The sequence below is a fragment of the Polaribacter sp. Hel_I_88 genome, from assembly GCF_000687935.1.
Lineage (GTDB): Bacteria > Bacteroidota > Bacteroidia > Flavobacteriales > Flavobacteriaceae > Polaribacter.
In genome coordinates this window covers 1,284,835-1,299,061 of the sequence record NZ_JHZZ01000001.1, presented here as the reverse complement: position 1 = coordinate 1,299,061, position 14,227 = coordinate 1,284,835, and the positions used below count along the sequence as shown (strand labels likewise).

General features: G+C 30.9%; 6 protein-coding genes. All 6 read left to right on the top strand.

Translation table 11 applies throughout. The features are described from left to right. Window positions 1–4: 4 nt before the first annotated feature. The 6 genes from P161_RS0105800 (at window position 5) to P161_RS18105 (ending at window position 14,215) form a co-directional block, all read left to right on the top strand. On the top strand, window positions 5–2,839 hold the full coding sequence (locus tag P161_RS0105800) for a sugar-binding domain-containing protein (RefSeq protein WP_026776096.1): 2,835 nt from the start codon (window positions 5–7) through the stop codon (window positions 2,837–2,839). A gap of 69 nt (window positions 2,840–2,908) precedes the next feature. Then, window positions 2,909–6,208: a DUF5107 domain-containing protein gene (locus tag P161_RS0105795; RefSeq protein WP_051605676.1), complete on the top strand. Its 3,300-nt coding sequence runs from the start codon at window positions 2,909–2,911 to the stop codon at window positions 6,206–6,208. Window positions 6,209–6,220: 12 nt separating this feature from the next. Next, entirely contained in the window at window positions 6,221–7,726 is a 1,506-nt protein-coding gene (locus P161_RS0105790) for an arylsulfatase (protein ID WP_026776094.1), read from the top strand. Then, complete coding sequence (locus P161_RS0105785) at window positions 7,726–9,609, top strand: sulfatase (protein ID WP_026776093.1); 1,884 nt, start codon at window positions 7,726–7,728, stop codon at window positions 9,607–9,609. Before P161_RS0105790 ends, P161_RS0105785 begins: the two co-directional genes overlap by 1 nt. After that, window positions 9,602–11,383 (top strand): T9SS type A sorting domain-containing protein, encoded by a 1,782-nt coding sequence (locus P161_RS0105780; RefSeq protein ID WP_026776092.1) that lies wholly within the window; start codon window positions 9,602–9,604, stop codon window positions 11,381–11,383. Before P161_RS0105785 ends, P161_RS0105780 begins: the two co-directional genes overlap by 8 nt. Window positions 11,384–11,410: 27 nt before the next feature. Then, window positions 11,411–14,215: a sugar-binding domain-containing protein gene (locus P161_RS18105; protein WP_051605675.1), complete on the top strand. Its 2,805-nt coding sequence runs from the start codon at window positions 11,411–11,413 to the stop codon at window positions 14,213–14,215. Window positions 14,216–14,227: the final 12 nt, after the last annotated feature.

Genomic DNA, 14,227 nt, shown 5'->3' with positions numbered 1-14,227 from the left:
AATAATGAGAAAATTTAATCATAAAAATATAGTTCTTATCTTTTTATCATTCATTCTGTTAACAGCATGCACAAAAACAGACAGTAGTATTGATTTGTCAGGAGATTGGAGTTTTAAAATTGATTCTTTAGATAGAGGAGTTTCAGAAAATTGGCAAAGTGTTCAATTTTCAGAAACGATACAATTACCAGGTTCTATGAATACCAATGGTAAAGGAGATGAGTTAAGTATAAACACAAAATGGACAGGTAATATTTGGGATACTGATAGTGTTTGGTACAAAGACCCAAAAATGGAAAAGTACAGACAGAAAGGAAATATTAAACTTCCCTTTTGGTTAACTCCTAACAAAAAATATACAGGAGCTGCTTGGTATCAGAAAAAAGTTACTATTCCTGAAGATTATAAAGGTCAAAAAATAAATTTACATTTAGAAAGAGTGCATTGGGAATCTACAGTTTGGGTAGATGATACAAAAATTGGTATGCAAAATAGTTTATCTACAGCGCATAATTATGATTTAAGTGATGCATTAACTGTTGGCGAACACACAATTACAATTAGGGTTGACAACAGTATTAAAGATATTAATCCAGGAATAGATGCACATAGTATTTCAGACAATACACAAACAAATTGGAACGGAATTATTGGCGATATAAAATTAGAAGTTTCCCCAAAATTAGCAATTGGAAATGTAAAATTATATCCAAATATTGCTACCAAAAAAGTAAAAGTAGTGTTGCAAATTAAAGGTAATCTTGATTCCGAAAAAAGGGTAAGATTAGGTTTAGAGGCATTTGATAAATCTACCAAAAATGCATTAGCTGTATTAAAAAAGGATATAGAAACGAATGGGAATAAAGAAATAGTTATTGAATATGATATGGGCGAAAACCCAAAACTTTGGGATGAATTCAACCCAAATGTATATGAACTTCAAATTACATTAGAATCTAAATTTGGTATCGATACAAAGAACATCGATTTTGGGATGCGAGAATTTAAAGCAACAGGAAAAGTATTTACAATAAACGGAAGAAAAACGTTTTTAAGAGGAACTTTAGAGAGCGCAATTTTCCCATTAACTGGCTATCCTCCAACAGATGTTACATCTTGGAAAGCTGTTTACAAAGTAATTAAAAGTCATGGTTTAAATCACGTCCGTTTTCATTCTTGGAGCCCACCAAAAGCGGCATTTATAGCTGCAGATGAAGTAGGAATATATTTGCAAGCAGAAGCATCTGCTTGGGCAACTGTTGGAGATGGAGAAGCTATTGATGAATGGTTGTATAAAGAAGGCGAAGATATTATAAATGCTTACGGAAATCATCCATCATTTGTATTAATGACACATGGAAACGAACCTCATGGAAAGAATAGTAAACCATACTTAAGAAAATATGTAAATCATTTCAAAAAATTAGATAATAGAAGATTATATACAAGTGGTGCAAATTGGCCATATATAGATAATTTAGATTACTTTAATGGAGGAGCTCCAAGAATTCAAGCTTGGAATCAGAATTTAAAAAGTATTATCAATGCTAAAGCACCACAAACAGAATTCGATTGGAGTAATCACATCAACAAAACGCCAATGCCTTATGTAAGTCATGAAATTGGTCAATGGTGTGTGTATCCTAATTTTGAAGAAATGCATAAATATACAGGTGTTTTAAAACCGAAGAATTTTGAAATTTTTCAAGAAACATTGGCAGAAAATGGAATGGCAGATTTAGCGAAGCAATTTTTAATGGCTTCAGGTAAATTACAAGTTTTATGTTATAAAGCAGATATTGAAGCAGCTTTAAGGACGAAAGATATGGCTGGTTTTCAGTTGTTAGACTTACACGATTTTCCTGGTCAAGGTACTGCACTTGTAGGGGTTTTAGATGCTTTTTGGGGAGAAAAAGGTTATGTTTCTCCAGAGGAATTTAAAGCTTTTAGTGGGCAAACAGTACCTTTAGCACGTTTTGCTAAAAGGACTTTTAGTAATACGGATACTTTAAATGTAGCTATTGAAGTTGCACATTTTGGAGAAAAAATACTGAAAAACGCAACACCAAAATGGGTTTTAAAAACAGTAAACAAGGATGTTTTTGCAGAGGGAGATTTAGCAAAAAAAGATATAGAAATTGGAAACGGAATTCAATTAGGTAATATTAGTTTACCACTTTCAAAAATTGAAAAAGCACAAAGACTAACACTTTCTGTTTCTGTTGAAGAATTTACGAATACTTGGGATTTGTGGGTATATCCAACTGAAATTCCTGAAATTGAAAACGAAAATACTGTAAAAGTTGTTAATAAATTAGAGGCATCAACAATTGATTATCTCCAAAAAGGAGGCAACGTTTTATTCAATATTACGAAAGGGGATATTGCTCCAGAAAAAGGTGGCGATATTGGTATTGGTTTTTCAAGCATTTTTTGGAATACAAGTTGGACAAATGGACAGAAACCACATACGTTGGGTGTTTTAGTAGATCCAAAAAATCCTGCTTTGGCAGATTTCCCAACAGAATACCATTCTAATTGGCAATGGTGGGACGCTATGACAAACTCTAACGCCATTATTATAGACGATTTACCAAAATTAACGCCAATTGTTAGAGTTGTAGATGATTGGTTTAAAAACCGAAGATTAGCATTAGTTTTTGAAGCAAAAGTTGGTAAAGGAAAAATTATTATATCTGGTATCGATTTACATACAAATATTGATACAAGATTAGAAGCAAAACAAATGCTTTATAGTTTAAAAAAGTACATGACAACTTCTGCATTCAATCCAGAGGTAAGTTTAGAAATCAATCAAATTAAAAGTTTACTTAAATAAGTATTTACCGAAGTAAACAACAAAAACATCAACAAAGTAAACTTAAAATAATATTTAAAAATTAGTAATATGAAAACTGTAAAAGTTTGGAGAGAGAAGGTAGTAATTCCTACATATGAAGTTGGAACTCCAGAAAAATATCCTGTTTTTTTAGAAAAAAGAGTATATCAAGCAAGTAGTGGTGCTGTATATCCACATCCTGTAATAGAAAAAATTAGCGACACAAAAGTAGATAAAGAGTGGAACGCAATTTATATAGAAAATGATTATATAAAAGTGATGATTTTACCTGAATTAGGTGGTAGAATTCAAATGGCTTATGATAAAGTTAGAGAACGCCATTTTGTGTATTACAATCATGTTATAAAACCAGCTTTGGTTGGTTTAACTGGTCCTTGGATTTCTGGGGGAATCGAATTCAACTGGCCTCAACACCACAGACCTAGTACGTATGATCCAACAGATTCTACAATAGAAGAAAATGAAGATGGAAGCAAAACTATTTGGGTAAGTGAGCTAGAAAGAATGTTTCGTACAAAAGGAATGGCTGGTTTTACGCTACATCCAGACAAAGCTTATATAGAAATTAAAGCTCAATTATATAATAGAACACCACACCCACAAACATTTTTATGGTGGGCAAATCCTGCAGTGGCAGTAAATGACCATTACCAATCTGTTTTTCCACCAGACGTAAATGCAGTTTTCGATCACGGAAAAAGAGATGTTTCTGAATTCCCGATTGCAAAAGGCGAATATTATAAAGTAGATTATTCTCCAGGAACAGATATTTCTAATTATAAGAATATTCCTGTACCAACAAGTTACATGGCAATTACGTCTGAATATGATTTTGTAGGTGGTTATGAAAATGATTCAAAAGGAGGATTGTTACATATTGCAGATCACAATGTATCACCAGGAAAAAAACAATGGACTTGGGGAAATGGAGATTTTGGAAAAGCTTGGGACAGGAACTTAACCGATGAAGATGGACCATATATTGAACTAATGTGTGGAGTTTATACAGATAATCAACCAGATTTCACTTGGATGCACCCTTATGAAGAAAAAAGTTTTACCCAATATTTTATGCCATATTACAACGTTGGTGTTGTAAAAAATGCGACCAAAGAAGCGATGGTAAATTTAGAAATGGTTGATGGGAAAGCAAGCGTAAAAGTTCATGTAACTTCTACTTATAATGATAGTATTATTTCTTTAAAAGGAAAAAACGGAATTCTATTAGAAGAAGTTGTGCAATTGTCGCCAAGAAATGGATTTGAGCAATTGATAGCAATTAACGGTGCTAAATTTGAAGATTTAGAAGTTTCAGTATCAGACAAAGCAGGTAATATTTTAGTTTCTTGGACACCAGACAAAGATTTATCTACAGAAATTCCAGACCCTGCAACTGCAGCAAAAGAACCAAGTGAGATAGATTCTGTAGAAGCATTGTTTTTACAAGGTTTACATCTAGAACAATACAGACACGCAACTTTTAATCCTATGGATTATTATGAGGAAGCGTTAAAAAGAGCACCAGGAGATATTCGTTGTAACAACGCTATTGGATTGTTATATTTAAGAAAAGGACAATTAGAAAAAGCAGTTTCTTATTTTGATACTGCAATTGCCTCAATGACAAAACACAATCCAAACCCTTATGATGGTGAAGCTTATTTTAACAGAGGTTTAGCTCTAAATTTCTTGGGGAAAAAGAAAGATGCGTATAGCAGTTTCTTTAAATCTTGTTGGAATGCACAATGGCAAGATGCAGGATATTTTAATTTAGCACAAATAGATACATTTAGAGGGGATTTAACCAAAGCGTTAGATTTAATAAACAGAGCTTTAATTAAAAACTGGCACAACCACAAAGCAAGACATTTAAAAGTAATTATTTTAAGAAAATTAGGAAAGTTAGAAAAAGCAAACCAGTTAATTAATGATTCTTTAGCGATTGATAAATTCAATTTTGGTGTTTTATATGAACGTTATTTAATATCAAACAAAGCCGAAGATTTACAAGCATTTAAAGAAATTATTAGAGGTTATGCACATAATTATAATGAGTTTTCTTTAGATTATGCAATAGCTGGTCAGTTTGACGATGCAATTTCTTTATTAAAAGTATTTACCAATGATAATGAAAAAGTGTATCCAATGGTGTATTACTTTATGGGTTGGTATTATGATCAAAAAGGAGAGGCAAATAATGCATTAGAATGTTATAAAAAAGCATCTACAATGTCTGAAGATTATTGTTTTCCAAACAAAATTGAAGAAGTACTAGCATTACAAGCAGCAACAAAGGCAAACCCGAAAGATGCTAAAGCATTCTATTATTTAGGGAATTTTTGGTACGCAAACAGACAGTACACGGAAGCGCAAAACGCTTGGGAAAAATCTCTAGATTTAGACGATACTTTTGCAATTACACATAGAAATTTATCACTTTTATATTTTAACAAAACAGAACAAAAAGAATTGGCTAGAAAACATCTAGAAAAAGCGTTTTCTTTAGATTATACAGACGCTCGTTTGTTAATGGAATTAGATCAATTTTATAAAAAAATAAATGTTCCTGTGGATGAGCGTTTAGCATTGTTAGAAAAACACATTGATTTAACAAATTCTAGAGATGATTTGTATTTAGAGCGTGTTGCATTATATAATACGATAGGAAATTTCGAAAAATCATCTGAATTAATGTCAAAAAGACAATTTCATCCTTGGGAAGGTGGAGAAGGAAAAGTTCCTTTTCAGTACTTAACAAGTCAGGTAGAATTGGCTAAAAAACACATTAATTTAAAGGATTTTGAGCAAGCAATTTCGTGCTTAGAACAAGCACAAATTTATCCTCATAATCTAGGTGAAGGAAAATTAGATGGCACCCAAGAAAACGATATAAATTATTGGTTAGGTTGTGCTTATGAAGGTTTAGGAGATACAGCAGAAGCTAAAAAGTATTTCGAACTGGCTTCAGAAGGTTTAAGTGATCCAAGTCCTGCAATTTTCTACAACGATCAACAACCAGATAAAATTTTCTATCAAGGTTTGGCATTGCAAAAATTGAATAGAAATGATGAAGCAAACGTTCGTTTCCAAAATTTAATTAATTATGGAAAAGAGCATATGAATGATGAAGTGAAATTAGATTATTTCGCAATTTCATTACCAGATTTATTAATTTGGGAAGAAGATTTAAATGATATTAATAAAATTCATTGTAATTATTTAATTGGTTTAGGTCAATTAGGTTTAAATAAAAATGAAAAAGCAAGCGCAAGTTTTAATAAAGTAAGTGAAATGGATTTATACCATCTTCCAGCACATTTGCATTCAAAATTAGTAGCAGTATTATAATTTAAATAAAAAATGAATTCTATTTTTAAAAAAAACATTATAGCTACTTTGTTACTGGTTTCTTGTTTTGCAATTTCGCAAAATAAGAAACCTAACATCGTAATTATTTATGTGGATGATTTAGGTTATGGAGATATTGGTATAAATGGTGCAATTGGTGTAAAAACTCCTTTTGTAGACGAATTAGCAAAAAATGGTTTGAATTTTTCAGATGCACATTCAAGTGCCTCAACTTGTACTCCTTCTCGTTATTCTTTGCTAACTGGAAGTTATGCGTTTAGAAATAATGCTGCAATTTTAGAGGGAGATGCCCCCTTAATTATAGACACAAAAAAGGAAACGTTACCAAAAATGCTTCAAAAAGCTGGATACAAAACGGGTGTTGTTGGTAAATGGCATTTAGGTTTAGGAAACGGAAAAATAGATTGGAATAAAAGAGTAGGTTTAGGTCCAAAAGAAGTTGGTTTCGATTATAGTTTTTTAATTCCTGCCACAGGAGATAGAGTTCCAACCGTGTTTTTAGAAAACCAAAGAGTGGTAAATTTAGATCCAAAAGATCCAATAACTGTGAGTTATGGAACAAGAATAGATGGAGGTTATCCTTTAGGTAGAGAAGTTCCAGAAATGTTAAAAATGCATACAGACCCTTACCACCAAGGAGCTATTACAAACGGAATTAGCAGAATTGGGCATATGAAAGGTGGAAAAAGTGCACTTTGGATAGACGAGAAAATACCTTTCGTATTATCAGAAAAAGCAACCGATTTTATTAATAAAGAAAAAGAAAATCCGTTTTTTCTTTATTTTTCGTTGCATGATATTCATCAACCAAGAATTGCAAATAAAAAGTTTGTGGAAAGCAGTACAATGGGACCACGAGGAGATGTGATTGCTCAAATGGATTGGTGTGTTGGTGAAATTACTAAAGTATTAAAAAAGCAAAAATTATTAGACAATACTCTAATTATTTTCACGAGTGATAATGGCCCAATTTTAGATGATGGATATGTAGATTATGCCATAGAGTTATTAGGAGACCATAAACCAGGGGGAAAATACAAAGGGTCTAAATATTCAGTTTTTGAAGCAGGAACAAGAATGCCAACAATTGTTCATTGGCCAGCAAAAGTAAAACCAGGTAAAAGCCAAGCTTTATTATCTCAATTAGATTTATATGCTTCTTTGGCGGATTTGGTAAATCAAAAAATAGAGAAAAATGCAGCTCCAGATAGCGAAAACCATTTAAGTTCTTGGTTAGGGGAATCTCAAAGAGGTAGAGAATTTTTATTAGAAGAAGCTTATACGTATGGATTGAGAATGGGAAAATGGAAATATATTCAACCAAAAGACAAACCAGTTCCAGGTTGGATTACTCAAAAATTTGTAGATCCAGGTTTTAGAAAAGAAATGCAATTGTTCGATTTAGAAAAAGATCCATCAGAAGAAAATAATATAGCTGAAAACCATCCAGAAATTGTAAAAAAAATGGAGCAAAAACTTCAAGAAATTTTAAAATAATGAAAGTAAAAATCCATAAAATAATATTTTTCTTCTTGCTATTTATAGTGGTTAGTTTTTCTGCACAAGAAAAGCCAAATATTCTATGGATTACAATTGAAGATACTTCACCTCAATTTATAGGCTGTTATGGAAATGAAAACGCTAGCACACCAAATATTGATAAATTGGCAGAAAATGGTATCCGTTTTACAAACGCTTTTGCAACAGGAACTGTTTGCTCCGCAAGTAGATCTGCTATAATTACTGGTGTACCAACTTTTAAGTTGGGAACTGGAAACCATAGAAGTAATTATCCAATTCCAACTTTTATTAAAGGTTTTCCTTATTATTTAAAACAAGAAGGATATTATACATCTAATAATGAAAAAACAGATTACAATATTGCTAACGAAAAAGAATTTATTGACGAAACTTGGGATGATAGTTCAAATACAGCTACTTGGTCTAAAAGAAAAGATAAAAATCAACCATTTTTTTCTGTTTTTAATTTCGCAGCTTCACATCAATCTAGAACAATGTCTATGCCTTTTGATTGGTATGAAAAAAGTGTTTTAAATTATTTATCGGAAGAAGAAAGAATTGGAAATAATGATTTTGAAATGCCTCCTTATTTTAAGGACAGCCCAGAAATGAGAAAGCAGTTTGCCAGAGTTTATAATTCTATAAAATTGACTGATAAAAGAATAGGAGATTTATTACAAAAATTAGAAAAAGACAATTTATTAGAAAATACTATAATATTTTTTTACGCCGATCATGGAGAGGGAATTCCTAGAGCAAAAACAAATGGAATTAATCTAGGGTATAGAGTTCCTTTTATTATAAAATTTCCAAAAAAATATAAACATCTTTCTCCTTGGGGTAAAGAAGGTATTGTAACAAACGATTTAATTAGTTTTGAGGATTTAGCGCCAACTATAATTAATCTAGCTAAAGGTAATGTCCCAAATTATTTAAAAGGAAGAGATATCCTCACTAAAAACAATAAAAAAAATTACCTATTACTTTCATCTGATAGAGCAGACAATGGACCAGATTTAACAAGAACTATTACAGATGGGCGTTTTGTGTACTCTAGAAATTTTACACCTTTTATGCCAGAAATGAGGTATATAAGGTATATAGAACAGGCAGAAATTACCCAACAAATGCGTTTAGATTTAAAGAATAACCAGCTGAATGAAGTACAAACTAATATTTTCAAGAATCGTCCTTTTGAAGTTTTATATGATATAGATAACGATATTTGGGAAACCAAAAACCTAGCAGGAGATCAAAAATACAAAGCAGTACTTAAAAAAATGAGGAATCAATTAGATGCTGATATTTTAAAGGCTAAAGATATTCTTTTTGCAACTGAATATAAAATCGAAGTCTTGTCAGAGAAAGAAACTCCTTATCAATTTCGTTTGGATGATAAAAAATATCCTTTCCATAAAATTTATAAAGCAGCTTCCTTATCAGGAAAAAAAGGAAATCACATTGCAAAAAAACAAGCTAAATTATTGAGCTCTGAAAATGAAATTGTAAGATATTGGGCATCAGTTGGTTTATTAAGCCAAGAAAAAAATATTTTACAATCATATAAAAAAGAACTTTCTGATGCTTTAAACGATTCTTTTGCTCCAGTTGCAATTACAGCTGCAGCAATTAGTTATGATGTATTTGGAGATAAAAAATCTGAAGAAATTTTAAAAAAATATAGTTTAGATGATAATTTGAATTTAGCATTATTGACAATTAATTATTTAATATATATAAAAGATAAATTACCGTTTTTAGAAACAATTAAAAAATCAAAAAATCTACCAAGTAGAAATTATAAAGTAACCGCAGCTTGTACTGATTTTTTAGTAATCTTAAATTCAAATGATGATTAAAATAAAGTATAACAGATTAGTATTTACACTTATTGTAATTTTAAATATTTTTTCTAGTAAAACACTAGGACAAACAAATGTTTTAATAAATCCAGAAATAAAACATCAAACTATAGAAGGTTGGGGTGTTTCTTTAGCTTGGTGGGCAAATTTGGCAGGTGGAATGGGTGATGAAGTAATTGAAGAATTAGCGGGTTACGCCGTTGATGATTTGAATTTGAATGTGTTTAGGTTTAATATTGCTGGTGGAGAGAACCCAAATTGTACAGAAGGAGATCACTTTAGAAAAGATGGTGCATTAATACCAAATTACAGAAGTCCACAATCTGATAATGAAGGTTGGGGAACTTATGATTTAACAAAGGATGTTCGGCAAATAGCTGTAATGAATAAAATAGCAGAATTAAGAGCACCAAAGGGAGATATTATTACAGAAATGATTTCATATTCTCCACCTTGGTGGATGACCCATTCAGAATGTTCTTCAGGAAATGTTGTAGCTACCGTAGAGAATTTAAAACCAGCATTTATAGATGATTTTGCAGATTATTTAGCTTCTGCAACTAAAGGTTTAGATAGTGCTTATCCAAATTGGAATATAAGTTACATTGTACCATTTAATGAGCCAATTTCTGGTTATTGGAAAAAAGGAGGTAACCAAGAAGGTTCTGCCATTTATGCACCTACTCAAGCACAAGTTTTATGGAGATTATGGCAAAGAAAAAATGCTTTGGGTATTGCTGATATTAAACTTTCTGGATCAGATAACTCTAAAGTAACTTCGGCTTTAATTAATATGACAGCTATTAAAAATAACAATTTTAATGAGTATAATGGTCTTTCAAAAATTACAACACATAGTTATGGTGGCAGTTGGCGAGATAAAGCTGATTTAGCAGATTTTGCAAAAAACAACGGAAACAAATCTATTTGGCAAACAGAAACAGGGCCATTAAGCTGGCAAAGAGATGGGAGAGGTTGGTTTGCAAGACATTATGATATGGCATATAGACTTATAGAAGATTTAAGAAATTTAAAGGCTACAGTTTGGTGCGATTGGCAATTAATGTCTAGAGATGACGGTTGGGGAATGATACATCAAACAAATTGGGATGAAAATAACCCTTATAAAGAACCAGTTTTTAATAAAACAAGAGGCTTTTATTTGCGTAAAATAGTAACAAATCATATTAAAGTTGGCTATCAAATAATAAGTTCTGATGATGCAAATACTGTATCTGCAATAAGCCCAGATGGTAATGAAATTGTTGTTGTACTTGTAAATAGTTCAGAAAGTTCGGAAAATTACACTATAGATTTATCTAAATTTTCAAATATTAATGAGTTTAAAACATATAGAACTTCTGGTGAAACTTCTACAAGCGGAGAGAATGCAGTAGTAAGAAACAGTAACACAATTACTCAAAAAGGTGTTTTAATTGATAAAAAAATTAGCTATATCGCTAAGGCTTATTCGTTAACTACTTTTGTTATAGATGTATCTTCGTCACTTTCTAATTCAGATTTTAATAAAGATGAATTAAAAGTTTATCCTAATCCTTTTGAAACACATTGCAATTTTAAATTCTCAAGATCATTATCAAATGGTGAATTGATTATTTATGATATATCTGGTAAAGAAGTTAAAAAAGTAAAAAGAATTAATAGTAAAGAAATAACAGTAAAAAGAGATTCTTTAAAAAGTGGCATTTATTTTTACAAGTTATCTGAAGATAAAAAAGTATTAGCAGAAGGAAAACTATCTATCAAATAAAAACCTAAAGGTTTGAAATTTTTAAATATGAAATCATCAAAATTAATAATACTATTTTTTGCAATAACAACAATCTTTTGTAGTTGTACAAATACTAATATCGAAAAAATTTCTTTAGAAGGAACTTGGCAAGTAAAATTAGATTCTACAGATATAGGTAGTAAAGAAAACTGGGCTTCAGCTAAATTTGAAGGGCAAAACATAAATTTACCAGGTACTTTAGATGATGCAGAAATTGGAGTAAAAAGTACGTTAAAACCAGCAATGAATAATTATGTATTGTCTAACCTTACTAGAAAATATCAATATATTGGTAAAGCTTGGTATCAAAAAGAAATAGAAATTCCAAACTCTTGGGAGAAAGAAAATATAACGTTGAGTTTAGAGAGAATTATTTGGGAATCTACTATATATGTAAATGGTACATTAATTGGTAAAAATAATAGTTTAGTTGGCAAGCATGATTATAACGTTACAGAATATTTAACTGAAGGTAAAAACTTGATAACTATATTAATTGATAATGGAAATAAATTTCCGAAAATCAACGTTGCAGGAACTAGATATCCAGACAAAATAAACCAAGATATGGCTCATGCATACACGAACCATACCCAAATAAAATGGAATGGTATTTTAGGAGATATTATTTTAAAAGCATCACAAAAAAATGCACCAAAAAATTTACAGATCTATCCAAATAGTTCAGCAAATAAAATAGAAATAAGTTTCGAGCAAGTAGATATTGTAGAAACTGAAGTAAAGTGTCTTATAAAATCTAAAGATGGTAAAGAAATTTATAACGAAAAAGTTACCATACAAAAACGGGCAAATAACAAAGTGAGTTTTGAAATTGATAAACCAAAAAATCTTCAGCTTTGGGACGAGTTTCATCCAAATTTATACGATGTTAAAGTTGAAACTAAAACAGGAGAAATAACAGATAGTTTTGGGTATAAATTTGTTGGTAGTGATAATGGAGATTTAACGTTAAACGATAAAAGAATTTTTTTAAGAGGAAATTTAGAATGTGTAATTTTTCCGTTAACAGGCTATCCTCCAACAAAAAAAGAAGATTGGACAAAATTAATAACACAGGCAAAGGCTTATGGATTAAATCATTTGCGTTTTCATTCTTGGTGCCCACCAAAAGCTGCTTTTGAAGCTGCAGACGAGGCAGGTTTTTATTATCAAGTAGAATTACCTCATTGGAGTTTAGAGGTTGGTAAAGATTCAAGCACAACTGCTTTTTTAAGAGAAGAAGCGCAAAAAATGTTAAAAGATTATGGCAATCATCCTTCTTTTATTTTTATGGCTTTGGGTAACGAACTGCAAGGAGATATTAGCGTTTTAAATGATATGGTTGCAGAGTTAAAACCACAAGATAACAGACATTTATATGCAACTACAGCATTCTCTTTTCAACAACCTACAGGAACAAGGCCAGAAAAAGAAGACGAGTTTTTTATTGCTCAATGGACTGACAAAGGGTGGATTCGTGGACAAGGTGTATTTAATTCTAAAGCACCACATTTTAATGCAGACTTTACTGCAGGAGCTTCACATATAAAAATACCTTTGATTACACATGAAATTGGTCAGTATTCAGTGTATCCAGACATGAGTGAAATTAAAAAATATACAGGTGTTTTAGATCCTTTAAATTTTAAAGCAATTAAAATAGAATTAGAAAAAAAAGGACTTATCGATTTTGCACCAGATTTCACCTTCAATTCAGGGAAATTGGCAGCTTTATTATACAAAGAAGAAATAGAAAGAGCTTTAAAAACGCCAAGTTTTGATGGTTTTCAACTCTTACAATTGCAAGATTTTCCTGGTCAAGGAACAGCTTTAGTAGGTTTGTTAAATGCTTTTTGGGAATCTAAAGGAGTAATAACAGCAGAAGAATTTAGTCAATTTAATAGCGAATTAGTACCACTAATTCGTTTTGAAAAAGCAGTGTATGAAACAGGAGAAAGTTTTAAAGCAACTTTGGAAGTTGCTAACTTCTTTGAAGATAAAACAAACCAAACTTTAGATTGGGCAATTACAAATGAAGCAGGTTCTGTTATAAAAAATGGAAGTTTTACAAATGTAAACTTATCAATAGGTAATAATATAGATTTAGGAACTATCGATTATCTTGTAAATGTAAAAAAAGCCGAAAAATTAAATATTTCAGTAAATTTAAAAGGAACAAAATATAAAAATAACTGGAATATTTGGGTGTATCCAAAAGAAGTTGCAACTACAGCTAAAGATATACTTATTACATCTTCATTTAAAGATGCAGAAGCTGCTTTAAAACAAGGAAAAAACGTGTTGTTAAATCCTAATTATAAAGCATTAGAAGGAATAGAAGGTAGGTTTGTACCTGTTTTCTGGAGTCCAGTACATTTTCCTAATCAACCTGCAACAATGGGTTTAATGATAGATGATAAAAACCCTGCATTTAACAGTTTTCCAACAGATACACATACAGATTGGCAATGGTGGGATTTATGTATCAACTCTAAATCTATTGTTATAGATTCTTTAGAGGTTACACCAATTGTACGAGTTATAGATAATTTTGTAACAAATCATCATTTAGCAAATGTATTTGAGACGAATGTTGGTAATGGAAAATTAATATTTTCTGCAATTGATATAAGCTCAAAATTATCAGAAAGACCAGTTGCAAGACAATTACGTAGTAGTTTATTAAACTATATGCAAAGTGATGCTTTTAAACCGTCTAAAAATATTGAAATGAAAGATTTAGATGTTGTTAAAAAGAAAGGTGAAAGCGATGAAAAGTTTGATTTCTTAAAAATGGATATAGGTTATTAATAAGCTTTCTTA

What these genes read in the sequence shown, in the direction of transcription:
- P161_RS0105800 (WP_026776096.1), top strand. Translation starts at nt 5, where the DNA reads ATGAGAAAATTTAATCATAAAAATATAGTTCTTATCTTTTTATCATTC.
- P161_RS0105795 (WP_051605676.1), top strand. Translation starts at nt 2,909, where the DNA reads ATGAAAACTGTAAAAGTTTGGAGAGAGAAGGTAGTAATTCCTACATAT.
- P161_RS0105790 (WP_026776094.1), top strand. Translation starts at nt 6,221, where the DNA reads ATGAATTCTATTTTTAAAAAAAACATTATAGCTACTTTGTTACTGGTT.
- P161_RS0105785 (WP_026776093.1), top strand. Translation starts at nt 7,726, where the DNA reads ATGAAAGTAAAAATCCATAAAATAATATTTTTCTTCTTGCTATTTATA.
- P161_RS0105780 (WP_026776092.1), top strand. Translation starts at nt 9,602, where the DNA reads ATGATTAAAATAAAGTATAACAGATTAGTATTTACACTTATTGTAATT.
- P161_RS18105 (WP_051605675.1), top strand. Translation starts at nt 11,411, where the DNA reads ATGAAATCATCAAAATTAATAATACTATTTTTTGCAATAACAACAATC.